This window comes from Microbacterium sp. USHLN186, from assembly GCF_037145155.1.
Taxonomy (GTDB): domain Bacteria; phylum Actinomycetota; class Actinomycetes; order Actinomycetales; family Microbacteriaceae; genus Microbacterium.
Genome location: NZ_JBBCYA010000008.1, coordinates 43,841 through 69,047, shown reverse-complemented (window position 1 = coordinate 69,047; position 25,207 = coordinate 43,841). Strand labels below are relative to the sequence as shown.

Sequence of the window (25,207 nt, the reverse complement as noted above, 5' to 3'; positions counted from 1 at the left end):
GGCGCGGGCGTGGGCGAACGCCTGCTCCACGCTGCCTTTCGCCATCCGTGCGGCGGCGGAGTACTCCGCCACCATCGACCGGCGGATCGTCTCACGATGCACCGGGGACGCGGCGACGTCGGCATCCATCACCTCGATCCGCGCCGCCAGCAGCGTCGCCGCACGCGCTTCGAGCCGATTGATCTCGGCCCGCACCCCCACCCACTCGTCCAGCAGCTCACGCTGCCGGGCGAACGGATCAACAGGTGCGGTGGCCATACCAAAAGACTAGAACGCACCTCCGACATCCGCCCCGGCCGCAGCCGCCCGTCAGACGACGAAGCGCCAGACGTACTCGAGTCCGTCGGCGGGGCGGAACCAGGCGATGGAGACGACCGCCTCGTCAGGATCCGACGCGCACAGGCACAGCTCGACCGTCTCTCCTGGCAGCACCTGACCCCACAGATCGACCACCTGCTGATGGTCGGCATCGTCGCGGAAGACCCGCACGAAGTCGGCGGGTTCCCGCGCGGCGTTGAGAAGTACGGGGTGTGTGCGGTCGCTGCGGCTGATCACCCACGGCACGCGGTAGGCGAGGGGCGGGGCGGGCTGAGAGGCGTCGATGGGATGCAGCATCCCGACACGCTAAGAACCACCGCGGACCCCGCACCGACCATCACCGACATCGGCTCCCTGTCCGTGCAGAACCGGCGGTCACGCGTCGTTTGTGGAGGACGAGTCGATCGCCTTGGGCGTGCGGCGCAGCTTCGAGCCGACGAAGCGCGCCCCGCGCAGCATCCGCATCTCGATCCGCTCGCTGCCCGGTACGGGCTCGAGCTCCGCCGGGAGCACGGGTGGCGCGATACCGAAGGCGCGGCGCGATGTGGTCAGCACCCGCCGGCCGAGCAGGTGGTTGCCGGCGCCGCCGACGACGGCCCCGACCCCGAACGGCAGCGCCTTGCCGAGGAACGACGCCCCGCCGCGTTTGGCGAACTGCCGGATGAACTCGGACTTCAGCCGGTCGACGATCGGTCCCATGGCCGCCCGCGGCAGGGACTTGGTGACCATCTCGCCCCAGTAGGAGGACCGCGTGGGGCCCTTGCCGGTGGCCTGCCGCGCGAGCTGGGAGACGAGGTCGACGCCCTCCTTGCCGAGCATCAGCGTCATCACCAGCGCCCGCGCGCGCTCGGGATTGTCGACCGCGATGCCGTGCACCTCGGCGATGGACTGGGCGAACAGGGCCGTCGACTCCATGAACCCGATCGTCTCCACGCCGGACAGCGCGAGGGTGATGCCGGTGCCGATCCCCGGGACGACCGCGGTGGCGCCGACGGCCGCGCCACCGGCGGTGACCGCGGCGAGGTAGCGGGCCTCGAGAATCGCCACGATCTGGTCAGGAGTGGCGTGGGGATGCCGGCGCCGGATGCTGCGGATGTGCGCGACGACCAGGGGGCGCTGCACACCCATCACCCGGTCGAGGCTGCGCACGCTGAGGGGATGCTCCCGTGAGCCGGGCGGCGGGACGGGCTTGTCCCACGGCGAGTCCTCCGGAAGCGAGTGGATCTTGTGGATCTTCTCGCGCATGCGCCGATCTTATGCACCGCGTCCGCGAGAAGGCCGAAAGCCCCGCTCCCCTTGACAGGGGCGGGGCTTTCGGCATCCGCCGCGACGGGGTCGCGTGGATCAGACGAACAGGTTGGCGCGCTCCAGGTCCTCTGCGAAGTCGACCTCGACCGCGTAGAGGTCCGATACGTCCATCGGCTCGAGCAGCAGGCCGTCCTCGGCGATGGCGAGCTCGAGACCGCGCTCGAAGTAGTCCTGGTCCTCGACGCGCTGCAGCTGGCGCATGAACGCCTTCTTGTCGCGCGCGGAGATGTAGTTGATGCCGACGGCTTCGCCCAGGCCGCCCTTGACGGTCTTCGAGAGCTCCTTGATGTAGCCCTCGGCCGTGATGGTGTACTTGACCTCTTCGTCGCTCACCTTGGCGGTGTTGACGGTCACGAACGACTGGTCGCGCTCGATGTAATCGATGGCGCGGCCGAGGATGCGCGGGTCGAAGACGACGTCGCCGTTCATCCACAGCACGCCGCCCTTGCCGGTGGCTGCCAGGGCGCGCAGCAGGCTCTTCGAGGTGTTGGTCACGTCGTAGCGCTCGTTGTGCACGTACTTGGCGGAGGGGAACGCCTCGATGATGGTCTCGGCGCGGTAACCCACGACGGTCGTGATGCGCGCGCTCTTGCCGAACGCGGCGCGGATGTTGTCGTGCTGCTGGCCCATGATGGTGCGGCCGTCGTTGAGCTCGGTGAGCGGCTTGGGCAGCGCACGGCCCAGGCGCGAGCCCATGCCGGCTGCCAGGATGACGGTCTGAAGAGTCACGAAATCTCCTAAGAAAGAACTTGTGTTCACTGTCGATTCAACGACGAGACACCTCTTCGTGCCTCCGCAATGGTACCGATCAGTGCTGGGAGAGTCCGGGGGGAGGCGCTCCCGTTGCTCTTTCGTGACCGATTCCACACCCCGCTCCCAGCGTGCGGAAGGGGGTTGCCTTCGCCGCGACATCCCGTCCCGTGGCCCGAAATCCTCTCGGAAGGGCTTGGTAGCGTAGTCGGGTGACTGCTTCGCTCGACTCAGACGACGCCAACATCGACACTCCGGAGGACTCGATGGCGGATGCTCGCGAGCAGACCGCCCTCGCGGGTGGTGAGACGGCGGTTTCGCCGGTCAGTTCGGCCGCGGTGCCCGCGACGGATGCCACGCAGAGCGGCTCGACGGACCGGTCCGCGAGCGCTGCGAAGAAGCCGGCTGCGGCGAAGAAGTCGCCTGCGGTGAAGAAGCCGGCTGCGGCGAAGAAGTCGCCTGCGGTGAAGAAGTCCGCTGCGCCCACGGCCGCCAGGACGTCGACCGCCGCGAAGACGGCGGCGAGCAAGGCTGCGGCGAGCAAGGCTGCGGCGAGCAAGGCGGCGGCAGACCGAGCCGCGGCGGACAAGGCTGCAGCGGGCAAGGCTGCGGCGGGGAAGGCCGCGGAGCGCACCGCCGCCGTGAAGAAGGCGTCGGCGTCCAGCGCGGCGGCGAAGACAGCGGCGGCGAAGAAGGCAGCAGACGCGGAGGCGGGGAAGACAGCCGCAGTGCGGAAGGCTGCGGCTCAGAAGGCCGCCGGCTCCGCGTCGACCGAGGCGGATGCCGCAGGAGCGGATCTTCCGGCCGCGGGCGCGACGGAGCACATGTCGGCGGCGAAGACCTCCACGGCGAAGAAGGCCCCCGGGAAGACGTCCACCGGCAAGGCCGCCGCAGCGAAGACGACGCCCAAGACACCGCGGACGAGCGCGACTGGCAGCAAGACGACCGGCGCGAAGACGACCGGCGCGAAGTCCACCACCAAGACGACCGGCAAGGGGACAGGCGAGAAGCCGACCACCGGCAAGGCGACCGCGGCGAAGACGACGACAGCGAAGACGAAGGCGACCACGGCCAAGTCAGCCGTGTCAGAGCCCGTGCTGACCGCGCAGCCGTCCGACGGTGCCGCCGTCGCTCAGGGCGGCGTCGACGACCCGATCACTCTCGATTCCGCAGCCATCCGCCCGCTTGTCGCGGCATCGAACAGCGCGGAAGCAGCGGAAGCGCGCCCCCCGCGCAACCGTCCCGCCGGCTCAGCGGTGATCGTGGATGACGATTCCGGGCGGCCGCACTCCGACAGCCCCCTCGAGCCCGTCGCAGCCGACGCTCCGGCGGCAGCCGGTGCGGCAGCGGCGGTAGAGGTCAGCGGCGACGCGCCCACCGACACGGTCGCAGGCGAGGCCATCCGCATCCGCGGGCTCGTCAAGCGCTTCGGCGATGTGAACGCCGTCGACGGCGTGGACCTCACCGTCCCGGCGGGCTCGTTCTACGGACTGGTCGGACCCAACGGTGCGGGCAAGACGACGACCCTGTCGATCATCGCCGGGCTGCTGCGCCCGGACGCCGGAACCGTGCACATCAGCGGGATCGACCAGCACACCAAGCCCCTCGAGGCCAAGCGCATGATGGGCGTGCTGCCCGACCGGCTGCGCACCTTCGACCGTCTCACCGGCCGCCAGCTGCTGTACTACTACGGTCAGCTGCGCGGTCTGGACCGCGCCGTCATCGAGAAGCGCACCGCCGACCTCGCGCGCGCCTTCGATCTCAGCGAGGCGCTCAGCCGCGTCGTCTCCGACTACTCCGCCGGCATGACCAAGAAGGTCATGCTCGCGGGCGCCCTCATCCACTCGCCGCGCGTGCTGGTGCTCGACGAGCCGTTCGAATCGGTCGACCCGGTCTCATCGGGGGTGATCCTCGACATCCTGCGCTCCTACGTCTCGCACGGCGGCACCGTCATCCTCTCCAGCCACGGCATGGACCTGGTCGAGCGCGTGTGCTCACGCGTCGCGGTGATCGTCGGCGGTGAACTGCTCGCCGAGGGCACGATTGACGAGGTGCGGGCAGGACAGACACTGACCGAGCGGTTCATCGAGCTGTCGGGCGGGGCCGGCGAAGTGGAGGGCCTCGAGTGGTTGCACACGTTCTCCGACTGAGGCTCGCGCTGCTGGCCGGCGGCCTGCGTGGTGCGCACGCCGTGCGCGGCGCGGTCGGCCTGGTGGCATCTGCCGCGCTCACCGTCGCCGTGTGCCTGGCGATCCTGGGGCTGCGCGATGCGCCGCTGGCCACCGCGCACACCGTGATCGTCCTCGGGGCGGCCGCACTCGTGCTCGCCTTCTTCCTCGGGCCGATGCTCACCGGCACACCTGATCAGCTCGACCCGAGACGGTTCTGGCCGTTCGGCCTCGACGAGCGCGCGCTCGGGTGGGTGCTCGTACTCGCCTCGCTGATCAGCGTGCCCAGTCTGGCGCTCATCGCGGTGACCTCCTGCATGGTGGTCGTGGTCATCCACGCCGGCGTGCCGTGGGCCGCGGCTGTGCTGTTCGGCCTCATCGGCGTGCTCAGCGCCACGCTGTCCGCGCGCATCGGCATGGCCATCAGCGCGATCCTGCTGCCCGAGCGGCGCTCGCGCGAGCTCACCGTGCTGTTCACGCTGCCGGTGATCGTGATCGCCTTCCCCGTGGCGGCCTACTTCGCGTCGCTGCGCTGGGATGGCCAGGTGCCGCCGGCCGTGCAGACCGCTACGGACATGGTCGGCTTCTCGCCGCTCGCCGCGTCGCAGGCCTTCCTGTTCCATCTCGTCGCCGGCGACGGCGCCGCGGCGTGGGTCAGCGCCCTGATCGCCGTCCTCACCCTCGCCGGGCTGCTGATGCTGTGGCTGGTGCTCGTGCGCCGGCTGCTGACGGCATCCGAGCGTCCGTACGCCACCCGAGAGCGCTCTGGCCTCGGCTGGTTCGGTTCCCTGCCCGCGAATGCGTTCGGCGCCGTAGCCGCGCGCAGCCTCGTCTACTGGCTGCGCGATCGCCGATACATCGTCAACCTGCTGGTCGTGCCGATCGCGGGCGTGCTCACGGTGTTCCCGCTGCTGGTCGCCGGTGTGCCGCTGGAGATCGCGGCGCTGGTGCCGGTGCCGCTCATGGCGCTCTTCTTCGGATGGCTGCCGCACAACGACGTCGCCTACGACTCCACCGCGCTGTGGATCCACATCGCCAGCGGCCTGCGCGGGCTGCCCGACCGGCTGGGCCGGCTGGTGCCCGTCCTGCTCGTCGCGATCCCCGTGCTGGCGATCGGCGTGTCGGTCACCCTCGCCGTGGTCGGCGACTGGCACCTCATGCTGCCGCTGATCGGCGTCACGGCGGCGCTGCTGCTGACCGGCCTCGGCATGTCGAGCATCGCCTCGGTCAGCGCCCCCTACGCCGTCTCCCGGCCCGGGGACAGCCCGTTCCAGCAGCCGCAGCGCTCGTCGGCGCACGGCTCCTTCGGCGCCGCCCTGACCTTCCTCGGAGCGCTGGCCACCAGCGCACCGACGATCTGGCTCTTCGCGCTCACCCTCGCCGAGGGCGATCAGCACGCCCCGACCACGCTGTGGGTGGGAATGATCTCCGGCCTCGTGGTGCTCTTCGGCGGCGCCGCCGCGGGGGCGCTGATCTTCGAGCGCAGCGGCGAGCGGCTGATGGAGTTCGCCGAGACGGCCTGATCCCGAACACCCGCGGGCGGCTAGAATCTCGTCATGAGTACTCCGCTGGACAGTCCCGATCAGGGTGGCGTGGCAACACTTGATCGCGAGCTCGAAGAACTCCTCCGCGAGGAGAATCTCGAGCCCGGCGACCACGAACGCTTCTCGCACTACGTGAAGAAGGACAAGATCCTCGAGTCGGCCATCACCGGAAAGCCGGTGCGTGCGCTGTGCGGCAAGAAGTGGACTCCGGGGCGCGACCCTGAGAAGTTCCCCATCTGCCCGACCTGCAAGGAGATCTACGAGAGCATGGTCGGCTGACGCCGCTTCTCGTCTCCTGACCCTCGCCCGGCCGTCGGCGCGACGCTAGTCGGCGTCCACGAAGACGGTCGGGATGGCCGGGTCGGACTTGCTGAGGGCCAGTGCGCGCACCGGCAGCTCCTCGCGCACCCGCAGGTGATGCTCACGAGCGGATGCCGTGCCCGCCGCCCCCTCGTACGCCGGATCGATCTCGCCAGCGTCCACCAGAACCACCTGCAGCGAGCGCGCATCCGGATGATCGGCGGCCGTGTCGACCTGCTCGAAGCCGTCGGCGACCGAGATGGTCTCGGAGGTCGCGACGCCGTCGTCGAGCGTGCGGAACGCCGCCTTGCGGCCGCCCTTGGAGCCCTTGTCGGTGGAGGCCTTCGCGACCGCCACCCACCCGCCGCCGCTGTCCTGCCGGGCGACGAGCTTGTACACCATGCTCGCCGTCGGGTACCCCGAGCCCGTCACCACCGAGGTGCCGACACCGTAGTAGTCCACTGGCGAGGCGGCGAGCGCGGCTATGGCGTACTCGTCGAGGTCGCTGGTGACGGTGATCTTCGTCCCGGTCGCCCCCAGCTCGTCCAGATGCTGGCGCACTGACGCGGCGACCAGAGGCAGATCGCCGGAATCCAAACGCACGCCCCCCAGCGCCGTGCCGGCGACGCGGATCGCCGTCTCGACTCCGGTGCGGATGTCGTAAGTGTCCACGAGCAGGGTGGTGCCCGTGCCGAGACTGTCGATCTGCGAGCGGAACGCCGCCTCCTCGGAGTCGTGCAGCAGCGTCCAGGAGTGCGCGGCCGTGCCCATGGTGGGGATGCCCCAGCGTCGGCCCGCCTCGAGGTTGCTCGTCGCGCCGAACCCGGCGATGTACGCCGCACGCGCGGCCGCGACGGCGGACTGCTCGGCCGCTCGCCGCGATCCCATCTCGGCCAGCGGCCGCTCACCGGCGGCGATGCTCATCCGCGACGCGGCGGTGGCCACGGCGGAATCGTGGTTCAGCACGCTCAGCGCCAGCGTCTCGAGCACCACGGCATCCGCGAAGGTGCCCTCCACGGTGAGGATCGGCGAGCCGGGGAAGTACAGCTCGCCTTCGCGGTAGCCGCGGATGCTGCCGGTGAAGCGGTAGTTCTCCAGGTAGGCGATCGCCTCGGCATCCACCACCCGCTCATCGCGCAGGTAGCGCAGCTCGTCGTCCCCGAAGCGGAACTCGCGCAGCAGCGTCAGCAGCCGGCCGGTGCCGGCGACGACGCCGAAGCGCCGTCCGCCGGAGAGGCGACGCGAGAACAGCTCGAAGACGCTGGGCCTCGCGGCGGTGCCGTCCCGCAGCGACGCGGCGAGCATGGTCAGTTCATACCGGTCGGTGAGGAACGCGGAGCTCATCCGGCCAGTGTATCCAGGCGGCGGATCGGGGATACTGATCAGCGGACCCGAACGCCGCCGACGATCCCGGAGGACATCCGCATGCCGCATGCCGACGAGCTGACCAGACTCGCCAACGGGGTCCTGTGGCCCGGGTTCCTGGGCAGCACCGTGCCGGATTGGCTGGCCGCCGCATTCGAGGACGGTCTCGCCGGCGTCGTCTACTTCGCACAGAACCTCGACGGCGACCCCGCTGCGCTGAGCGCCGAGATCCACCGGATCTCACCATCCGCCCTGATCGGCATCGATGAGGAGGGCGGCAGCGTCACCCGTCTGGAATCGCGCACCGGCTCGACCGTGCCCGGCGCGGCCCAGCTCGGCGTCGTCGACGACCTCGATGCCACCCGCGCGACCGGATCGGAGATCGGGCGTCGCGCCCGGCAGGCCGGAGCGGATGTCGTGATCGCACCCGTCGCCGACGTGAACACCGACCCGCGCAACCCCGTGATCGGCGTGCGCGCCTTCGGCGACAGCACCGAGCTGGTGTCGCGGCACACCGCGGCGGCCGTGGAGGGGCTGCAGCAGGCCGGAGTGGCCGCGTGCGCCAAGCACTACCCGGGACATGGAGACACGCACACCGACTCGCATCACGCGCTGCCGCGGCTCGCGCTCAGCGCGGCCGAGATCGAGACGCATCACCTGCCCCCGTTCACTGCGGCGATCCGTGCCGGGGTGCACGCGATCATGACCGCGCACATCGTGGCGCCGCACTGGGGTGACGAACCGGCCACGCTGAACCCGCGCGTGCTGGGGCGCCTGCGCGAGGAGGGCTTCGAGGGCGTCATCGTGACGGACGCCCTCGACATGGCCGCGATCCGCGAGAGCGTCGGCATCGGCCCAGGGGCGGTGCGCGCTCTCGCCGCCGGCGCCGACCTGCTGTGCATCGGCAATCCCACCAACCCCGGCGCGCGGATGCTGCCCGATCAGGACGAGCAGGACTTCCGCGAGGCGCGCGACGCGATCGTCGCCGCCCTGCGCAGCGGCGAGTTGCCGCGTGAGCGGGTGATCGAGGCCGGTCGTCGTGTCGCGGCGATGGCGGATGCCGTGCGCGCCCGCCGCGCGATCCTCGACAGCGACGATGCCAGGGGCGACGGGCAGTCGGCGCCCTTCGACGCCGACGCGATCGCCGATCGTGCCGTGCGCGTGCAGGGCGAGCCGGCGGCGCTCGCCGATGGACCCACCCTGGTGATCGACCTGCGCCGCGCGTCCAGCCTCGCCGTCGACAGCGGTGCCGCGCACGTGGCGGAGGCGCTCGCCGCGGGGGGAGAGGTGCGTCGGATCGACGCCGATTCGGCGAGCGAGGAGGACATCGCGGCGGCGGCCGCGTCGGCATCCGCAGCGCAGAGCATCCTGCTCGTCGACCGCCTCGACGAGGACAGCGCGCAGGGGCGTGCGCTCGCCCGCATCCGGGCGACGGCGCCCGACGCGGTGGCGGTCAACGTCGGCCTGCCCGGCGCCGTCCCGGGCGGCCGTGCCGTCATCAGCTCGCCGGCGGCGAGCCCGCTCGCGGCTCGCGCCGCTCGTCGCGCGCTGCTGAACAGGTCGCGCACTGCAGGACAGAAGGGCCTGACATGACCGATCGCGCCGCGCTGCGCTCCACCCTCGAGACGCTCTCCACGGAGCGCGTCGACCCGGCCTTCGCCGACCTCGACCTGCTGCCCACCGGCGACCAGGTCGCGCTGATGGCCGAGCAGGCCGCCGTCGCCGCGCAGGCGGTCGCCGCTGCGGGCGACAGCATCGCCCGGGCGGTGGACGGCATCGTCGCCCGCCTGCGCCGCGGCGGCCGCCTGGTGTACATCGGCGCCGGAACCGCCGGACGCATGGGCGTGCTGGATGCCAGCGAGATCCCGCCGACCTTCGGCACCGACCCGGCCCTCGTCGTCGGCGTGATCGCCGGCGGTGAGCAGGCGCTGCGCAGCGCCGTCGAGGACGCCGAGGACGACGAGGTGGCCGGCGAGCAAGCCGGACTTGCGCTGGGACCGGATGACGCGATCGTCGGGATCTCGGCATCCGGGCGCACCCCCTACGTCGCGGCCGCACTGCGCGCTGCCCGTACGCGCGGCGCGCTCACGGTGAGCCTCGCCTGCAACCGCGGTGCGGAGATCTCCGTCGACGCCGACGTCGCGATCGAGGTGGTGGTCGGGCCGGAAGTGGTCGCCGGCTCCACCCGGCTGAAGGCGGGCACCGCGCAGAAGCTCGTGCTCAACACCCTGTCCACGCTCGCGATGGTGCACTCCGGCAAGGTGTACGGCAATCTCATGGTCGATGTGCAATCCACCAACGAGAAGCTGCGTGCCCGCGCCGAGCGCACGGTGATGCACGCGACCGGATGCGCGCCCGCCGACGCGTCGCGTGCGCTGGCCGACGCCGACGGCTCCGTCAAGCTCGCGATCGCCCTGGTCGAGACGGGTCTGGACGTCGCCACCGCGCGGGCGGCGCTCAACGATGCGGGCGGTGACCTGCGACGAGCGCTCGCCGCTGTCCGCGGCGAGGGCGCTGCTGACCGCCGTGACGGCGCCGCCGAGTAGGCTGGGGCATCATGAACGACGCTCCCATCGGCATCTTCGACTCCGGTGTGGGCGGCTTGACGGTCGCGCGGGCCATCCGCGCGCAGCTGCCGCAGGAGTCGCTCGTGTACATCGGCGACACCGCGCACTCCCCGTACGGGCCCAAGCCCATCGCCGACGTGCGCCGCTACAGCATCGAAGTGCTCGACACGCTCGTCGACCAGGGCGTCAAGATGCTCGTGATCGCCTGCAACACGGCATCCGCCGCGGTGCTGCGCGACGCCCGCGAGCGCTACGACGTTCCGGTCGTCGAAGTCATCAAACCGGCCGTGCGCCGGGCCGTCTCCACGACTCGCAACGGCCGCATCGGCGTGATCGGCACAGTCGGCACGGTCGGGTCGCGCGCGTATCAGGACATGCTCGAGGTGAATGAGCGCCTCGAGGTGTTCACGGCCGCCTGCCCGCGCTTCGTGGAATTCGTGGAGGCGGGCATCACCGGCACGTCCGAGGTGCTCGCCGTCGCCGAGGACTACCTCGCACCGCTGCGCGACGCCGACGTCGACACGCTGGTGCTCGGCTGCACCCACTATCCGTTCCTGCGCGGCGCGATCAGCTACGTGATGGGCCAGGGTGTCTCGCTGGTCTCCAGCGATGACGAGACCGCCGCCGACGTGTACCGCCAGCTCGTGCGGCGCGACCAGCTCGCCTCTCCCGGCGCCGTCGCCAGCTACGTGTACGAGGCCACCGGCGCCTCCGCCGACGAGTTCACCGCCCTCGCCAACCGGCTGATGGGTCACGAGGTGCGCGACGTGCAGCTCGTGCAGACCGGCGTGATCGATCTGCCGTACCTGACCAGCCCCTTCGAGAGGACACCATGACCGACACCGTGCGCGCCGACGGCCGCAGCACCGACCAGCTCCGCGAGATCACGATCGAACGCGGGTGGTCCGCGCATGCCGAGGGCTCGGCGCTGATCAGCTTCGGCGGCACGAAGGTGCTGTGCACGGCCTCGTTCACCAACGGCGTGCCGCGCTGGCTCACCGGCAAGGGCAAGGGCTGGGTCACCGCGGAGTATGCCATGCTGCCGCGTGCCACCAACAGCCGCAACGATCGCGAGAGCGTGAAGGGCCGCATCGGCGGACGCACGCACGAGATCTCGCGCCTCATCGGGCGCGCGCTGCGCGCTGTGGTCGACACGAAGGCGCTGGGCGAGAACACCATCGTCATCGACTGCGATGTGCTGCAGGCCGACGGCGGCACCCGCACCGCGGCGATCACCGGGGCGTACGTCGCCCTCGCGGATGCGATCGAGTGGGGCCGCGGGAAGAAGTTCATCGGCCGCAACTCCACGCCGCTCATCGACACCGTCGCCGCCGTGTCGGTGGGCATCATCGACGGCGAGCCGATGCTCGACCTCGCCTACGTGGAGGATGTGCGCGCCGAGACCGACATGAACGTCGTGGTCACCGGCCGCGGACTGTTCGTCGAGGTGCAGGGCACCGCCGAGGGCGCGCCGTTCGACAAGCACGAGCTCGACGCGCTGCTCGATCTCGGCGTCGCCGGCTGCGCGTCACTGCAGCAGCACCAGCTCACCGCGCTTGCCCCTTCGACAGGCTCAGGGACCTCGACAGGCTCAGGGAACCAGCTCTGATGCGGGTCGTCCTTGCCACGCACAATCCGCACAAGGTCGCGGAGTTCCAGCAGATCGTCGCGGCGACCCGCCCTGACCTCGAGGTGATCGGCTATGACGGACCCGAGCCCGTCGAGGACGGCGTGACCTTCGCGCAGAACGCCATCATCAAGGCGCGGGCGGCGTTCGCGCACACCGGGCTGCCGGCGCTCGCCGATGACTCCGGCATCTGCGTGGACGTGCTCGGCGGATCGCCGGGCGTGTTCTCGGCGTACTGGGCCGGGCAGAAGAAGGATGCCGCCGCCAACCTCGAGCTGCTGCTCGATCAGCTGCGTGACGTCGCCGACCCGCACCGCACCGCGCAGTTCCACTCGACCATCGCGCTGGTCACCGCCGACGGCGCCGAGCGCACCGTGGAGGGGATCTGGCCCGGGCGCCTCGCGCACGCGGCGTCCGGCTCCGGCGGGTTCGGCTACGACCCGATCTTCATCCCCGACGGGCAGGACCCGAGTGCCGAGCGCTCGGTCGGGGAGTTCAGCGACGCCGAGAAGCAGTCGCAATCGCACCGCGCACGGGCGTTCCAGGCGCTCATCCCGCTGCTGGCCGCGCTGTAGGCTCGCGGCTTCGAGCTGTTGAGAACCGTTACCGTTCCCGAGTAGCTCGAACCGGCCTCGAGCGCGGAGTTCCCGGCCTAGCCTGGAGGCATGCACGACCACGCACCCGCTGGGGGGATCCGCGACGCCGGCCACCGGCGCCTGCTGGCGATCTCGCTGACGCTCACCGCCACCGTCATGGTGGTGCAGGTGATCGGGGCGATCCTCTCCGGCTCGCTGGCGCTGCTCGCCGATGCCGCGCACATGCTCACCGACTCCTCGGCCCTCGTGATCGCGCTGATCGCGACCGCCGTCGCCGCGCGTCCCGCCGATGACCGGCGCACCTTCGGCTACCAGCGCGCGGAGGTGTTCGGGGCGCTGATCAACGCGATCATCCTCATCGTGCTGATGGTCGTGGTGGCCGTGCAGGGCATCCAGCGGCTGCTCGACCCGGGCGAGGTCGAGGTGGCCGGTCCGCTCATGCTCACCGTCGCGGTCATCGGCCTGGTCTCCAACGCCATCGCGATGTGGGTGCTCAGCCGCGCGCAGAAGACCAGCATCAACGTGCGGGGGGCGTACCTCGAGGTGATGGGCGATCTGATCGGGTCGGCGATGGTCATCGTCGCCGCCGTCGTGATCGTCACCACCGGGTGGATGCCGGCCGACGCGATCGCCTCGCTGCTGATCGCGGTGCTCGTCCTGCCGCGCGCGATCTCGCTGCTGCGCGAGGTGTTCTCGGTGCTCGCGGAGTCTGCGCCGCAGGGCATGGCGGTCAGCGAGATCCGCGAGCACTTGAAGGTCTATCCGGGCGTCGTCGACGTGCATGACGTGCACGTGTGGCAGCTGACCAGGGGCGCCCCGGTGTTCACCGCGCATGTCATGGTCGACCCCGCCGTGCTGGCGTCGGGCGGGTCGTCGCGCCTGCTGCAGGAGCTGCAGGGCTGCCTCGCGCACCACTTCGACGTCGAGCACTCCACCTTCCAGCTCGAGCCCGCTGATCACGACGAGTGCGAGGCCGCGCACGCCTGATCGTGCTCAGCTCTCGATGCGCACCTCGTCCGCAGACTTGTCGGGACGCAGCCCGCGCCAGCGCGAATGGCGCAGGATGCCGCCGGGCGACCAGTTCGCGAACTCCACTTCGCCGACCAGCTCCGGCCGCACCCACCGCGCGTCGGCGGCATCCGGGGAGGGCACTTCCAGCGCGGGGCCGGTCGTGCGCAGCGGCCTCAGCTGCGCGGCGAGGTCGCGCAGCATCCGGTCGGTGAAGCCGGTGCCCACCCTGCCGACATAGCGCAGGGCGCCGCCTTCGTCGGGCACACCCAGCAGCAGCGAGCCGATGCCGCTGCGCCCGCTGCCGCGGCCGGGGCGGATGCCGACGATCACCACCTCCTGCATGTGCGTCTGCTTGAGCTTCAACCACGCGCTCGAGCGGCGGCCAGGCAGGTAGCGCGACTGCGGGTCCTTCGCGACGACGCCCTCCAGCCCGAACTGCCGACTCGCGCCGAGTGCGGCCTCGAGGTCGTCGAACACCGGCGGCACCTGCACCGGGGCGTCGAGATCGGCGGCGAGCTGCTCGAGCAGCGCGCGGCGCTCCCGCAGCGGCATGCCGGTCAGGTCGTGCCCGTCGAGGTGCAGCAGATCGAATAGCATGTAGACGATCGGGTTGCGCACCACCTCGCGCTCGATCTCGCGGCCCTTGGTGAGATGCATCCGGTTCTGCAGTCGCGCGAAGCTCGGTCTGCCGTCGCTGTCGAAGGCCACGATCTCCCCGTCGACGACCGCCTCGGCGGCCGGCAGATGCGGCGCGCCGTCCGCGGTGAGCTCGGGGTAGCGCGCCGTGATGTCGGTGCCGCTGCGCGCGCGGAGCGTGAAGCGCCCGCCGTGCTCGCCGGTGCGCTGCCACGTGCCGATGGCGCGGATGCCGTCCCACTTGATCTCCGCCCACCCCTCGCCCAGCGACCGCGCCAGCCCGGGTGTTCCGGACTCGGACAGCATCGGCGGGATGAACGAGGGGAGCGGAGCGTCGGCGCTCTCCTCCTGCCGGGGGCGGGTGGAGCGCCGGGGGCTGGCTGAGTTCTCCTGCCGGGGGCGGGTGGAGCGCTCGGGGGACTCCGGATGCGCATCGGCGCTCTTCATCCGGTGCAGCAGCCACTGCGACTTCTCGCCCTCGCCGCTCGTGCGGATCAGCGCCAGGCGGGCGCTGCCCAGGCGCCCGCCGGCGCGACCGGTGAAGGTGCCGATCACCTCGTCGTCGCGCCACTTCTCCAGCGCGACCGTGCCGGTGTCCCACACCGTCATGGATCCCGCTCCATACTCCCCGCGTGGGATCTCGCCTTCGAAGGTGAGGTACTCCAGCGGATGCGGCTCGGTCATCACGGCGAGGTGGTTGCGATCCGCGGTCTCCGGCACGCCCTTCGGCACGGCCCAGCTGATCAGCACGCCATCGCGCTCGATGCGCAGGTCGTAGTGCGGCCGGCTGGCGTGATGCTTCTGGATCACGAAGCGCGGCGCGCCGGAGGACGCCGCATATGCCGTCTGCGGCATGGGCTCTGGCGTCTTGGCGGCGTCCCGCTTGGCGAGATACGCGGTGAGTGCCGTGCTGGTCGGCGCGAGAGCCGCGAGCGGGTCGATTCCGGCTGCCATCCGCTCGAGCACCTCGTGGAACTCCAGGTGCCGCAGATCGGGGTCGTCGAGCTCCGCCCAGCTGCGCGGCGCAGCGACCCACGGCCGCTCCCGCCCGCGCAGGGAGTACGGCGCGATGGTCGTCTTCGCCGCGTTGTTCTGGCTCCAGTCGATGAACACCCGGCCGGCGCGCTGCGACTTCGCCATCACATGCGTGGCGAGATCGGGATGATCCGCCTCGATCAGGCGCGCGAGCTCCTTCGCCACGGCGGAGACGTCATCGCTGGACTGCAGCCCGGTGCCGTCGTCGGAGGTGGGCAGACGCGCGTAGAGGTGGATGCCCTTGCTGCCGCTGGTCACCGGCATCGGCTCCAGTCCCATGCCGCCGAGGATGCCGCGCGCGATCCGCGCCACCTCGGCGCACTGCGCCAGTCCCACCCCGGGCCCGGGGTCGAGGTCCAGCACCATCCGATCCGGCATGCCGCGGCCGCCGGAGTGCGTGAAGCGCCACTGCGGCACGTGCAGTTCGAGGGCGGCGATCTGCGCGAACCACACCAGTGCCGCGACATCGTCGGCGAGCGGGTACTCCTTCGGGCCGTCGGAGTGCTCGATCGGCATCCGCCGGATCCACTCCGGCGCGCCGCGCTCGAGCTGCTTCGTGAAGAAGCTCTCGCCGGGCGCATCCGCCGTACCGACCCCGTCGACCCAGCGTTTGCGGGTGACGGGCCGTCCGCGCATGTGCGGCAGCATGAGCGGCGCGATCTGCGAGTAGTAGGCGATCACCTCGCCCTTCGTGGTGCCGGTGACCGGGTAGACGACTTTGTCGAGGTTCGTCACCCGCAGGCGGCGGCCGTCGATCTGCACGATCTGCTCGCCGGCTGCCATGTGGCCCAGGTTAGCGGGCGGACGCAAGCCCCTCGCGGCCCCGCGCGGTGGTGGTGTTCACTGGGGCCATGAGAAGCATCTGGAAGGGCGCGCTGACCTTCGGACTGGTGAACGTGCCGGTGAAGGTGTACTCCGCGACGGAGGACCACGACGTGCCGCTGCATCAGGTCCACCATGAGGACGGCGGCCGCATCCGCTACCAGCGCGTCTGCGAGATCGACGGCCAACCCGTGGAGTACGCCGACATCGATCGGGCGTACGTCGACGACGGGCGGACGATCGTGCTGACCAAGGACGATCTGGCGTCCCTTCCGGCCGAGAAGAGCCGGGAGATCGACGTAGTCGAGTTCGTGCCCAGCGAGCAGGTCGACCTGCTGACCCTCGACAAGGCGTATTACCTGGAGCCCGACTCGAAGTCGCCCAAGGCGTACGTGCTGCTGCGCAAGACGCTCGAGCAGACCGACCGCACCGCGATCGTGCGCTTCACGCTGCGGCAGAAGACGCGGCTGGCCGCGCTGCGCGTGCGCGGCGACGTGCTCGTGCTGCAGACGCTGCTGTGGGCGGACGAGGTGCGCGAGGCGGCGTTCCCCGCGCTGGACGAGGACGTGAAGATCAGCTCGAAGGAGCTGGAGATGTCGGCAGCTCTCGTCGAGAGCTACTCGAGCGACTTCGATCCCGAGGAGTTCGTCGACGAGTACCAGAAGGAGCTGCGCACCCTCATCGACGCGAAGATCGAGGCCGGCGAGGGCTTTGACGTCGCCGGCACCTTCGGCGAGGAGGACGAGGGGGCGGCCAAGGGCGGCGAGGTCATCGACCTCATGGAGGCGCTGCGCGCGAGCGTGGAGCGCACGAAGGCCGCGCGCAAGAACGGCACCGGCACGGCGGCGAAGGATGCCGACGATGAGGCCGCGGACGACGAGACCGCGGACCACGAGAAGCCCGCGTCGACGAAGAAGTCATCGGTTACGAAGAAGACGGCTGCGAAGAAGGCGCCCGCGAAGAAGAAGGCCGGCTGATGCTCTCAGCCCCAGCCGCCCCTGCGCTCAGTGCGTGCCGTCGCCGTCCAGGTCGGGTGCACGGTCGAAGACCTCCGGGTTGAGGCGCAGCGACTGCGCCTCCGCGGCGTCGGTGTCGACGTCCTCGCCGGCCGCCGCGGCCTTCTTGGCCCGGTGCCGCTCGACCAGGTAATGCCACAGGGTGAGCACCGCGGTGCCGCCGACGGCGAGCAGCAGGATGAGATCGATGTACTCGACGACGAGGTCGCGGATCCAGGGGATGTACGCGATGAGATAGCCCATCATCGTCAGGCCGAAGCCCCACAGCACCGCGCCGATGAGGTTGAACAGCGAGTATCGCTTCCACGGCATGTGTCCGACACCGGCCGCGACCGGGGCGAAGGTGCGCACGATCGGCACGAAGCGCGCGAGGATGATCGTCAGGCCGCCGAACCGCTCGAAGAACGCGTTGGTGCGCTCGACGTTCTTGCGGCTGAACAGCCCCGACTCCTTGCGCTCGAACACCGCCGGCCCGCCCTTGTGCCCGATCAGGTAGCCGACCTCGCCGCCGACGAACGCCGCGAGGCCGATCAGCAGCGACACCACCCAGATGTTCAGCCCGAAGATGTCGTTGGTGTGCGTGAGCAGCCCCGAGATGACCAGCAGCGTGTCGCCGGGCAGCAGGAAGCCGACGAGCAGGCCCGTCTCGGCGAACACGATGAAGCAGACCACGGCGAGGGCCCAGGACCCGGCGCCTTCGATGATGTTGGCGGGGTCGAGCCAGGGGATGAGCGAGGCCGGCGCCTGCAGTGCGGTCTGGAGCAAGAGAGATCCCGTCGGTCGTGTCGGCGGTGAAGGGGACTGCGGAGGGAGGTGCTGTGCGGAAGATGGGACTTGAACCCACACGCCCGGGGGCACAGGAACCTAAATCCTGCGTGTCTACCAATTCCACCACTTCCGCGCGGTTCTGAGTCTAGCGACCGGTGTGGTCGGGTTTTCCGTAGATCTGCCCTGTACTCGCTCCCGCTCGGTACGTGGTGCGCAGACGGGTGTGGATAACTTCCGCGGGCGGTGCGGGGTTCGTGTCAGGATGCCCGCGTGAGTCATCCGTCCGTCGCCGTCGCCGAGAGGGTGCGCCGCCGGCTGCGCCTCGAGCACACCGATCCGGCGGCGCACCCCGACGAGGCGCGGCGCATCGCCCAGCTGGAGGTGCGCCGGCACAACGACCTTGCTCTGCAGCGCGGTGAGGCGATGATCGACGATGAGGCGGCCCTGGTGCGCGATGTGCTCGCCTCGGTCTCGGGGTTCGGTGCACTGCAGCCGCTGCTCGACGACCCGGACATCGAGGAGATCTGGCTGAACGGCCCGGATCGGGTATTCGTCGCCCGGGGCGGCACCAGCGAACGGGTCGACCTCGCCCTGACCGAGACCGGAGTGCGAGACCTGGTGGAGCGGATGCTGCAGACCACCGGCCGTCGGGTGGACGTCAGTCAGCCGTTCGTGGACGCATCGCTGCCTGACGGGTCGCGGCTGCACGTCGCCATCGCGGATGTCGTGCGCGGCTCGTGGGCTGTGAACATCCGCAAGTTCCTCGCGCGGCACCGCAGCCTCGGGGCACTCGTCGCACAGGGTGCGCTGCCCGCGGATCTCGCGCACCTGCTGGTCGAGGCGCTGCACGAGGGCGGCACGCTGATCATCTCCGGTGCCACGCACGCGGGCAAGACGACGCTGCTGGGCGCGCTGCTCGCGGCGTGCGCGAGCCGGCAGCGCATCATCACCGTGGAGGAGACGTTCGAGCTCGCCGTGGACGGCCCGGACGTCGTCGCGCTGCAGGGACGCCAGGCCAGCCTCGAGGGCAGCGGCGAGATCACGCTGCGCCGACTCGTGAAGGAGGCGCTGCGGATGCGCCCCGACCGGCTGGTCGTCGGAGAGGTGCGCGACGCCGAGGCGCTGGATCTGGTGCTGGCGCTGAACACCGGCGTGCCGGGAGCCGGCACCGTGCACGCCAACTCAGCGGCGGAGGCGCTCGAGAAGCTCGCCCTGCTTCCGCTGCTGGCCGGGCGCAACATCGACCGGGCCTTCATCGCCCCGGCTCTCGCCGGGTCGATCACGTACGTCGTGCACTGCCGGCGCGAGGCGGACGGCTCGCGTCGGGTGAGCGAGGTCGTGACGCCGACCGGAGAGGTCGTCGACGGCAGGATCATCAGCAGCACCGTCTACCGGGCAGCGCCCTGGCAGCCGGGTCCGCGCGAGGAGGAAGCGGAGGCGGTGCCGTGACTCTGCTCGTGGGTGCCCTGCTGGGGGCGGGCTTGCTGCTCTGCGCGGCACCCTGGCTGTGGCCGCAACGCGAGAGCACTCCCCAAACGATCCGCATCAGCCGGCTGCGTCGCCTGCTCGACGAGGCCGGGCATGCCCGCACGTCGGCGCGCATCCTGATCGTCGTGATGATCGCGTTGAGCGTCGTCGCGGCGGCGATCGTCTGGCTGCTCACCGGCATCCCCGTGCTGGCCCTGCTCTCAGCGCTCGCCGGCGCTGCCGCCCCCGTCATGTTCCTGCGTGGCCGCCGACTGCGGCTGCGCAAGGCACGTCGGCAGATGTGGCCGGACGTGTGCGATCTGCTGGTGGCGGCGATCCGGGTGGGCCTCTCGCTTCCCGACGCCGTGGCCAGCCTCGCCGACTCCGCGCCTCCCGCGGTGCGCCCGGCCTTCGCGGTGTTCGCGCGCGATCTGCGCGCGACCGGCCGCTTCGAGAGCAGCCTGGATCGGCTCAAGGGCACCCTCGCCGATCCGATCGCGGACCGCATCGTGGAGACCCTGCGCATGGCACGGCAGGTGGGCGGGACCGAGCTCACCGGTGTGCTGCGCGCGCTGTCGGGGTCGGTGCGAGCGGACGCCGCGCTGCGCGGCGAGGTCGAGGCGCGTCAGTCCTGGATCCGCGGTGCCGCCGTTCTGGGTGCCGTCGCGCCCTGGGTGATCCTCGGCCTGCTCGCAATCCGTCCCGAGGGCCGCGACGCGTACGGCAGTGCCGAGGGGATGGTCGTGATCCTCGTCGGCGCCGCCGTCTCGGTCGTCGCGTTCCGCATCATGCTGCGCATCGGACGTCTGCCCGAGCCCGAGAGGTGGTTCGGATGACCGCCGTGACCGATGCCGCCCTCGCCGTGCTGCTGGGCGGCGCCCTCGCGCTCGGGCTGCTGGGCGTGCTCTCCGCGCTGCCGCGGTGGGGTGCGCCGACACTGGAGCGGCGTATCGCCCCCTATGTGCGCGATGTCATCGCCGACGACCTGCTGCCGGCCGGCATCCTTCCCCTCACGGGCGTGCTGCCTGTGCATGCCCCGAGCGTCTGGCAGCGGCTGCGGGAGGCGTTCGAGGGGATGCTGGGCTCGGGAGACGCGCTGCGGCTGCGTCTCATGCAGGCCGGGCGGGGCGGAACGCCCGGCGCGTTCCGTGCCCGCCAGCTGGCGTGGGCGACCGGGGGACTCATCACCGGCGCGCTGCTGGTCGTCGTCCTCGCCATCTCCGGTCGACTGAGCCCGCCCGCCGCGCTGCTGCCGGTGCTCGCCGCGGCGGGTGCCGCTGCGGGGTACGACATGCGACTCAGTGGACGCGCCCGCGCCCGGCGCGCGCGGCTGGCCGACGAGCTGCCGACGATGCTGGAGTTCCTCGCGCTGTGCCTGTCGGCGGGGGAGTCGCTGCTGGACGCCCTGCGGCGGGTATCGGCGATCGGCACCGGAGAGCTGACGGTCGAGCTGCGCCAGAGCGTGCTCGCGGTGCACACCGGCTCGCCCCTGGCGGACGCACTCGCCGAGACCGCGTCGCGCCTGCAGCTGCCCGGGCTCACCCGCGCCACCGACCAGATCGTCGCCGCCCTCGAACACGGGGCGCCACTGGCGGCGGTGCTGCACTCGCAGGCGGCCGACGCCCGCGACGAGGCGAAGCGAGTGCTCATCGAGCAGGCGGGGCAGAAGGAGATCCTCATGCTGCTGCCCCTGGTGTTCCTCATCCTGCCGCTCTCGGTGCTCTTCGCAGTGTACCCGGGACTGTTCATCCTGCGGCTGGGACTGGGCTGACCGAGCACCGAGACCCTGAGACCACGAGACACCACCAGACCACCGACACGGAGGGAGACGACATGAAGACGCTGAGGAGAGGACTGCGCAGCGCAGTCGCGGCCGGCCGCGACCTGATCGACGACGAGCGCGGCGACGTGCCGGGCTGGGTGCTCGTGACGCTGATGACCGCGGCTCTCGTCGTCGTCATCTGGGCCGTCGCCGGCCCCGCGCTGGTGGACCTGTTCGAGCAGGCGATCTCGCGCGTGTCCGGCATCTGACCACCCGCGACGATGAGCATGCGGTCGCTGCTGCGGGAGGAGCGCGGCTCGAGCCCGGTCGAGTTCGTGCTCGTCGGCGCGCTGCTGACCGCACTGACCCTGGCGGTGCTGCAGCTGGGTCTGGCGGTGTACGTGCGAAACGTGGTGCACGACGCCGCGGTGGAGGGTGCGCACCACGCCGCGCTCGCCGACACGTCGCTGCGGGAGGGTGGCGCGCGCACGGAGTCCGTGATCACGCGCGCGATCGGCGCGGACTACGCGGGCGACGTCACCGTCGGCGAGGACGACGCACTCGGTCACCGCAGCGTCGTCGTGCGCGTGCGCGCCACCCTTCCCGTGCTCGGCCTGATCGGCGTGCCCTACGGGATGGAGGTGCAGGCCCGTGCTCCGGTCGAGTCGTTCGAGGTGGAGTGAGCGGCTGCGGGACGACCGCGGGTCGGCAGCGCTGGAGTTCATCGTCGCCGGCATCCTGCTGCTGGTCCCGCTCGCCTACCTGGTGCTCACGCTCGGCGCGGTGCAGGAGCAGACCCTCGGCGCCGAAGCCGCAGCCCGGCACACCGCCCGCGTGATCGGCCAGGCTCCGGATGCCGCCGCCGCCTCGGCGCGCGGCGACGCGGTGCTCGCGGCGGTGGTCAGCGAGTACGGCATGGACGCCGACGCCGTCGACGCGCAGATCGACTGCCGCCCGGCCGCTGCGAGCTGCCCCACCGCCGGGGCGACCGTGATCGTGACGGTGCGAACGAGCGTCAGCCTGCCGCTGCTGCCGCCGGTGTTCGGGCTCGACCGCCTCGGCGCGATCCCCATCGAGGCGCAGGCGGCCCAGAAGGTGTCGCGGCTGTGGGGTGACCCGTGATCCCCCGCAGCGAGGGGTCAAGAAATGTCGCATCCCGCGCCCCGCACCCCGCGTTTTCTGACCCCTCTCGCGCGGGTTCCCGCTTGCGTCGGGTGGTCGCGGGCGCGGCGGCGGACGAGGACGGCAGCGTGCTGCCGCTCATCCTGGGCTACGTGCTGCTCGCCACCGCCCTCGTGTTCTCGTGCGTCTGCGCCACCGACCTCTACATCGCGCAGAAGCGGCTCGACTCGCTCGCCGACGCCGCCGCGCTCGCCGGGTCGGACGGGTTCACCCTGCAGGCCGCGGGGGAGGGCGTGCGCGCCGAGCTCACCGACGAAGGCGTGCGCGAGCAGGCGGCCGCGGTCCTCGGCGCCGTCGCCACCGAGGCGAGGTTGATCTCGGCCGGCACGCCAGACGGGGTCTCGGCGCGTGTCACGGTGGCCGCGGCCTGGCATCCGCCGCTGTTCTCGCCGTTCGTGCCGGACGGCGTCCCGCTCGAGGCCACCGCGACCAGCCGCACCGCCCTGCGCTGACCGGATGTCCGAAGCGGCCGGCTCAGGCGTCGCGGCGCGGCAGGAACCGCGGCGTCCAGCGCAGGAATCCTGCGGCACCCAGCAGCGCCACCGCGCCCATCACGCCAGTGGCGAGCGAGAGGGATGCTGCGGCGGTGACGCCCGCGACCACCAGGGGAGCGGCCGCGCCGCCGGCATCGGTCAGCGTGCGCCAGGCGCCGAGGAAGGTCGCCGGGTCCTCCTCGGGGGCGAGGTCGGCGCCGTAGGTGAGCAGGATGCCGCTGGAGAGGCCGTTGCCGAGGCCGAGGATCGCCGCCATCAGCGCGAACCACATCGCAGCCTGATTCGCCTCGTGGGTGAGCGAGAGCACGATGAGCCCTGCGCCCATGAACAGCATGGCCGGCAGTGCCGCCCAGATGCGCCCGAAGCGGTCCATCACCTGACCGCTGGCGTAGAACAGGGCGAAGTCGATCGCGCCGGAGACGCCGACCACCACGGCGATGGTGCTGGCGTCGAGTCCGAGCGAGACGCCCCACAGCGGCAGGATCACCTGCCGCGCCGAGCGCACCGCCGACAGTGTGGCTGCCGAGACGCCCAGCCGCATGAGCACGGCGCGGTAGTACGAGATGGTGGCCAGCACGCCGTAACGATCGTGCGTGGGGATCGACCCGGTGACGACCTCGCCGGAATCCTCTGCCACTGCGGCGCCGGTCGGCTTGAGCAGCACCGGGCTGCTCTTCTCGGGGTCAGGGCCGAACAGCACGAGCGGCACGATCGCGCCCGCGCACACCAGGAGTGCCCAGATCGTGGACTGCTCGGCGCCGGTGAGCTGGATGAGCCCGGCGGCGACGAACGGTCCGATGAAGACGCCGAAGCGGAAGCTGCCGCCCAGCAACGACAGCGCCCGCGCGCGGAAGCGCGGCGGTACGCGCGTGGTCATGAACGCGTGCCGCGCGAGCCCGAACGCCGCGGCGCAGAATCCCAGCACGAAGACCGACGCGGTGAACAGCGTGAGGTCCTCGGCGAGCAGCATCCCCACCCCGGCGGCGATGGAGGCCAGGCCCGCGACCACCATCGTGAACCGCTCGCCGACCTTCGCGACCAGCGCACCGGCGGGCAGGTTGCCGCACAGCTGGCCGATCACCAGGGCCGCCGCGACCAGCGCCGCCAGCGACACGTCGGCGCCGAGGCGCGTCGCGATCACCGGGATCAGCGGGATCACGGCGCCCTCACCGAGCGAGAACAGCACCGTGGGCGCGTAGACCATCGGCCCGAACCGCTTCAGGACTTCCGCTGCGCTGTCTGCTGCCACACGCCCACGCTAGCCGTGGCCGGGTCCTGGGCGCATCAGCGCGGGCCGCGGTCAGGGAAAGCCGGGCGCGGCGCGATAAGGTGGACTGCCATGTTCGAACTCGATCTCTCCGCCGACATCCAGGCCCTGCGACACACCTTCGGCGACATCCGCGAGGTCGTCGACGTCGACACCCTGCGCGCGGACATCGCGCGCCTCAGCGAGGAAGCGGGCGCCCCCGACCTCTGGGACGACCCCGAACAGGCGCAGAAGGTGACCAGCGCGCTCAGCCACAAGCAGGCGGACCTCAAGCGCGTCACCGAGGTCGAGCGCCGCCTCGACGACCTCGAGGTGCTCGTCGAACTCGCCAACGAGATGCAGGATGAGGACTCCGCTGCCGAAGCGCGCGCCGAGCTCGATTCGCTGACCCAGACCATCAACCAGCTCGAGGTGCAGACCCTGCTCGACGGCGAGTACGACGAGCGCAACGCGATCATCACGATCCGCTCCGGCGCCGGCGGCGACGACGCCACCGACTTCGCCGAGATGCTCATGCGCATGTACCTGCGCTGGGCCGAGCAGCACGGCTATCCGGTGAAGGTGATGGACACCTCGTACGCCGAGGGCGCAGGCATCAAGTCCGCGACCTTCGAGATCACCGCCCCCTACGCGTTCGGCACGCTGTCGGTCGAGGCCGGCACGCACCGCCTGGCTCGCATCAGCCCGTTCGGCTCGGCCGACAAGCGGCAGACCTCGTTCGCCGCGGTCGAGGTCATCCCGCTCATGGAGGAGGCCACCGAGGTCGAGATCCCCGAGAACGACCTGCGCGTGGACGTGTTCCGCTCCTCGGGCCCGGGCGGGCAGTCGGTGAACACCACCGACTCCGCGGTGCGCCTGACCCACCTTCCCACCGGCATCGTCATCTCGATGCAGAACGAGAAGTCGCAGATCCAGAACCGCGCCGCCGCCATGCGCCTGCTGCAGACCCGCCTGCTGCTGCTGCAGAAGGAGGAGGAGGCCGCGAAGAAGAAGGAGCTGGCCGGCAACATCACCGCCAGCTGGGGCGACCAGATGCGCTCGTACTTCCTCTACGGCCAGCAGCTGGTCAAGGACCTGCGCACCGGGCACGAGTCCGGCAACCCCGCCAGTGTGTTCGACGGCGACCTCGACGACTTCATCTCGGCCGGCATCCGGTGGCGCAAGCGCAAGGATGACGACGACTGACCGGATCGCGTCAGTGACA

25 protein-coding genes, 1 tRNA gene and 1 pseudogene are annotated in these 25,207 nt (G+C 71.1%); 18 read left to right on the top strand and 9 right to left on the bottom strand.

Translation table 11 applies throughout. The features are described from left to right. The 4 genes and pseudogenes from WFG93_RS13880 to WFG93_RS13865 all read right to left on the bottom strand — a co-directional run. Positions 1-258, bottom strand: a pseudogene (locus tag WFG93_RS13880) (hypothetical protein); the annotation flags it as partial. A 51-nt stretch (positions 259-309) separates the two neighbouring features. Then, the gene (locus WFG93_RS13875) at positions 310-615 is read right to left on the bottom strand and encodes a hypothetical protein (RefSeq protein WP_336646930.1); all 306 of its coding nucleotides are present in this window, start codon (positions 613-615) and stop codon (positions 310-312) included. 78 nt (positions 616-693) lie between these two features. Then, entirely contained in the window at positions 694-1,563 is an 870-nt protein-coding gene (locus WFG93_RS13870) for a hypothetical protein (protein ID WP_336646929.1), read from the bottom strand. 99 nt (positions 1,564-1,662) lie between these two features. After that, entirely contained in the window at positions 1,663-2,355 is a 693-nt protein-coding gene (locus WFG93_RS13865) for a phosphocholine cytidylyltransferase family protein (protein ID WP_336646928.1), read from the bottom strand. 233 nt (positions 2,356-2,588) lie between these two features. Between WFG93_RS13865 and WFG93_RS13860 the strand changes: the two genes are divergently transcribed. From WFG93_RS13860 to WFG93_RS13850, 3 genes are read left to right on the top strand one after another with little or no spacing between them, the layout of a single operon-like run. Next, positions 2,589-4,526 carry an ABC transporter ATP-binding protein gene (locus tag WFG93_RS13860; RefSeq protein WP_336646927.1) on the top strand — a complete coding sequence of 646 codons (1,938 nt, stop codon included), beginning with the start codon at positions 2,589-2,591 and terminating at the stop codon, positions 4,524-4,526. Continuing rightward, positions 4,502-6,067 (top strand): hypothetical protein, encoded by a 1,566-nt coding sequence (locus WFG93_RS13855; protein WP_336646926.1) that lies wholly within the window; start codon positions 4,502-4,504, stop codon positions 6,065-6,067. Before WFG93_RS13860 ends, WFG93_RS13855 begins: the two co-directional genes overlap by 25 nt. Before the next feature lie 33 nt (positions 6,068-6,100). Continuing rightward, positions 6,101-6,367 carry a DUF3039 domain-containing protein gene (locus WFG93_RS13850; protein WP_028503536.1) on the top strand — a complete coding sequence of 89 codons (267 nt, stop codon included), beginning with the start codon at positions 6,101-6,103 and terminating at the stop codon, positions 6,365-6,367. Between the two features lie 45 nt (positions 6,368-6,412). On the opposite strand, the gene WFG93_RS13845 is transcribed toward WFG93_RS13850, so the two are convergent. Continuing rightward, positions 6,413-7,732: a nicotinate phosphoribosyltransferase gene (locus tag WFG93_RS13845; protein WP_336646925.1), complete on the bottom strand. Its 1,320-nt coding sequence runs from the start codon at positions 7,730-7,732 to the stop codon at positions 6,413-6,415. Positions 7,733-7,813: 81 nt separating this feature from the next. On the opposite strand from WFG93_RS13845, the gene WFG93_RS13840 reads away from it, so the two are divergent. The 6 genes from WFG93_RS13840 to WFG93_RS13815 all read left to right on the top strand — a co-directional run bounded on the left by WFG93_RS13840 (position 7,814) and on the right by WFG93_RS13815 (position 13,530). After that, on the top strand, positions 7,814-9,346 hold the full coding sequence (locus tag WFG93_RS13840; RefSeq protein ID WP_336646924.1) for a glycoside hydrolase family 3 protein: 1,533 nt from the start codon (positions 7,814-7,816) through the stop codon (positions 9,344-9,346). Further along, complete coding sequence (murQ, locus tag WFG93_RS13835) at positions 9,343-10,299, top strand: N-acetylmuramic acid 6-phosphate etherase (protein WP_336646923.1); 957 nt, start codon at positions 9,343-9,345, stop codon at positions 10,297-10,299. Before WFG93_RS13840 ends, murQ begins: the two co-directional genes overlap by 4 nt. An 11-nt stretch (positions 10,300-10,310) precedes the next feature. Next, positions 10,311-11,156 carry a glutamate racemase gene (gene murI, locus WFG93_RS13830; protein WP_336646922.1) on the top strand — a complete coding sequence of 282 codons (846 nt, stop codon included), beginning with the start codon at positions 10,311-10,313 and terminating at the stop codon, positions 11,154-11,156. Further along, entirely contained in the window at positions 11,153-11,929 is a 777-nt protein-coding gene (rph, locus tag WFG93_RS13825; RefSeq protein WP_336646921.1) for a ribonuclease PH, read from the top strand. The genes murI and rph overlap by 4 nt, the downstream gene beginning before the upstream one ends. After that, positions 11,929-12,522, top strand: a complete 594-nt coding sequence (gene rdgB / locus WFG93_RS13820; RefSeq protein WP_336646920.1) for an RdgB/HAM1 family non-canonical purine NTP pyrophosphatase — start codon at positions 11,929-11,931, stop codon at positions 12,520-12,522. Before rph ends, rdgB begins: the two co-directional genes overlap by 1 nt. Before the next feature lie 90 nt (positions 12,523-12,612). After that, complete coding sequence (locus tag WFG93_RS13815; protein ID WP_336646919.1) at positions 12,613-13,530, top strand: cation diffusion facilitator family transporter; 918 nt, start codon at positions 12,613-12,615, stop codon at positions 13,528-13,530. A 6-nt stretch (positions 13,531-13,536) separates the two neighbouring features. On the opposite strand, the gene WFG93_RS13810 is transcribed toward WFG93_RS13815, so the two are convergent. Then, the gene (locus WFG93_RS13810) at positions 13,537-16,008 is read right to left on the bottom strand and encodes an ATP-dependent DNA ligase (RefSeq protein WP_336646918.1); all 2,472 of its coding nucleotides are present in this window, start codon (positions 16,006-16,008) and stop codon (positions 13,537-13,539) included. A gap of 68 nt (positions 16,009-16,076) precedes the next feature. Between WFG93_RS13810 and ku the strand changes: the two genes are divergently transcribed. Then, positions 16,077-17,024 (top strand): non-homologous end joining protein Ku, encoded by a 948-nt coding sequence (ku, locus tag WFG93_RS13805; RefSeq protein ID WP_336646917.1) that lies wholly within the window; start codon positions 16,077-16,079, stop codon positions 17,022-17,024. Between the two features lie 27 nt (positions 17,025-17,051). On the opposite strand, the gene WFG93_RS13800 is transcribed toward ku, so the two are convergent. Then, positions 17,052-17,828 carry a DedA family protein gene (locus WFG93_RS13800; protein WP_336646916.1) on the bottom strand — a complete coding sequence of 259 codons (777 nt, stop codon included), beginning with the start codon at positions 17,826-17,828 and terminating at the stop codon, positions 17,052-17,054. A 54-nt stretch (positions 17,829-17,882) separates the two neighbouring features. After that, positions 17,883-17,964 (bottom strand) — tRNA-Leu (locus WFG93_RS13795). 137 nt (positions 17,965-18,101) lie between these two features. Here WFG93_RS13795 and WFG93_RS13790 point away from each other — a divergent pair. The 7 genes from WFG93_RS13790 to WFG93_RS13760 all read left to right on the top strand — a co-directional run bounded on the left by WFG93_RS13790 (position 18,102) and on the right by WFG93_RS13760 (position 22,694). Next, positions 18,102-19,280 (top strand): CpaF family protein, encoded by a 1,179-nt coding sequence (locus WFG93_RS13790; protein ID WP_336646915.1) that lies wholly within the window; start codon positions 18,102-18,104, stop codon positions 19,278-19,280. Further along, positions 19,277-20,134 (top strand): type II secretion system F family protein, encoded by an 858-nt coding sequence (locus tag WFG93_RS13785; protein ID WP_336646914.1) that lies wholly within the window; start codon positions 19,277-19,279, stop codon positions 20,132-20,134. The genes WFG93_RS13790 and WFG93_RS13785 overlap by 4 nt, the downstream gene beginning before the upstream one ends. Further along, positions 20,131-21,069: a type II secretion system F family protein gene (locus WFG93_RS13780; RefSeq protein WP_336646913.1), complete on the top strand. Its 939-nt coding sequence runs from the start codon at positions 20,131-20,133 to the stop codon at positions 21,067-21,069. The genes WFG93_RS13785 and WFG93_RS13780 overlap by 4 nt, the downstream gene beginning before the upstream one ends. 62 nt (positions 21,070-21,131) lie before the next feature. After that, entirely contained in the window at positions 21,132-21,329 is a 198-nt protein-coding gene (locus tag WFG93_RS13775; protein WP_336646912.1) for a hypothetical protein, read from the top strand. 18 nt (positions 21,330-21,347) lie between these two features. Further along, positions 21,348-21,743 carry a TadE/TadG family type IV pilus assembly protein gene (locus tag WFG93_RS13770; RefSeq protein WP_336646911.1) on the top strand — a complete coding sequence of 132 codons (396 nt, stop codon included), beginning with the start codon at positions 21,348-21,350 and terminating at the stop codon, positions 21,741-21,743. Beyond that, positions 21,712-22,182, top strand: a complete 471-nt coding sequence (locus tag WFG93_RS13765; protein ID WP_336646910.1) for a TadE family protein — start codon at positions 21,712-21,714, stop codon at positions 22,180-22,182. Before WFG93_RS13770 ends, WFG93_RS13765 begins: the two co-directional genes overlap by 32 nt. Before the next feature lie 92 nt (positions 22,183-22,274). Further along, positions 22,275-22,694, top strand: a complete 420-nt coding sequence (locus WFG93_RS13760; protein ID WP_336646933.1) for a hypothetical protein — start codon at positions 22,275-22,277, stop codon at positions 22,692-22,694. Between the two features lie 22 nt (positions 22,695-22,716). Here the strand turns inward: WFG93_RS13760 and WFG93_RS13755 are convergent, their stop codons facing one another. Then, positions 22,717-23,940 carry an MFS transporter gene (locus tag WFG93_RS13755; RefSeq protein WP_336646932.1) on the bottom strand — a complete coding sequence of 408 codons (1,224 nt, stop codon included), beginning with the start codon at positions 23,938-23,940 and terminating at the stop codon, positions 22,717-22,719. 135 nt (positions 23,941-24,075) lie between these two features. Here WFG93_RS13755 and prfB point away from each other — a divergent pair, with 135 nt between their 5' ends. After that, positions 24,076-25,188: a peptide chain release factor 2 gene (gene prfB / locus WFG93_RS13750; RefSeq protein ID WP_336646909.1), complete on the top strand. Its 1,113-nt coding sequence runs from the start codon at positions 24,076-24,078 to the stop codon at positions 25,186-25,188. Positions 25,189-25,207: the final 19 nt, after the last annotated feature.

What these genes read in the sequence shown, in the direction of transcription:
- WFG93_RS13875 (WP_336646930.1), bottom strand. Translation starts at nt 615, where the DNA reads ATGCTGCATCCCATCGACGCCTCTCAGCCCGCCCCGCCCCTCGCCTAC.
- prfB (WP_336646909.1), top strand. Translation starts at nt 24,076, where the DNA reads ATGTTCGAACTCGATCTCTCCGCCGACATCCAGGCCCTGCGACACACC.
- WFG93_RS13815 (WP_336646919.1), top strand. Translation starts at nt 12,613, where the DNA reads ATGCACGACCACGCACCCGCTGGGGGGATCCGCGACGCCGGCCACCGG.
- WFG93_RS13770 (WP_336646911.1), top strand. Translation starts at nt 21,348, where the DNA reads ATGCGGTCGCTGCTGCGGGAGGAGCGCGGCTCGAGCCCGGTCGAGTTC.
- WFG93_RS13870 (WP_336646929.1), bottom strand. Translation starts at nt 1,563, where the DNA reads ATGCGCGAGAAGATCCACAAGATCCACTCGCTTCCGGAGGACTCGCCG.
- WFG93_RS13755 (WP_336646932.1), bottom strand. Translation starts at nt 23,940, where the DNA reads ATGGTCTACGCGCCCACGGTGCTGTTCTCGCTCGGTGAGGGCGCCGTG.
- rdgB (WP_336646920.1), top strand. Translation starts at nt 11,929, where the DNA reads ATGCGGGTCGTCCTTGCCACGCACAATCCGCACAAGGTCGCGGAGTTC.
- murQ (WP_336646923.1), top strand. Translation starts at nt 9,343, where the DNA reads ATGACCGATCGCGCCGCGCTGCGCTCCACCCTCGAGACGCTCTCCACG.
- ku (WP_336646917.1), top strand. Translation starts at nt 16,077, where the DNA reads ATGAGAAGCATCTGGAAGGGCGCGCTGACCTTCGGACTGGTGAACGTG.
- WFG93_RS13780 (WP_336646913.1), top strand. Translation starts at nt 20,131, where the DNA reads ATGACCGCCGTGACCGATGCCGCCCTCGCCGTGCTGCTGGGCGGCGCC.
- WFG93_RS13845 (WP_336646925.1), bottom strand. Translation starts at nt 7,732, where the DNA reads ATGAGCTCCGCGTTCCTCACCGACCGGTATGAACTGACCATGCTCGCC.
- rph (WP_336646921.1), top strand. Translation starts at nt 11,153, where the DNA reads ATGACCGACACCGTGCGCGCCGACGGCCGCAGCACCGACCAGCTCCGC.
- WFG93_RS13775 (WP_336646912.1), top strand. Translation starts at nt 21,132, where the DNA reads ATGAAGACGCTGAGGAGAGGACTGCGCAGCGCAGTCGCGGCCGGCCGC.
- WFG93_RS13840 (WP_336646924.1), top strand. Translation starts at nt 7,814, where the DNA reads ATGCCGCATGCCGACGAGCTGACCAGACTCGCCAACGGGGTCCTGTGG.
- WFG93_RS13850 (WP_028503536.1), top strand. Translation starts at nt 6,101, where the DNA reads ATGAGTACTCCGCTGGACAGTCCCGATCAGGGTGGCGTGGCAACACTT.
- WFG93_RS13810 (WP_336646918.1), bottom strand. Translation starts at nt 16,008, where the DNA reads ATGGCAGCCGGCGAGCAGATCGTGCAGATCGACGGCCGCCGCCTGCGG.
- murI (WP_336646922.1), top strand. Translation starts at nt 10,311, where the DNA reads ATGAACGACGCTCCCATCGGCATCTTCGACTCCGGTGTGGGCGGCTTG.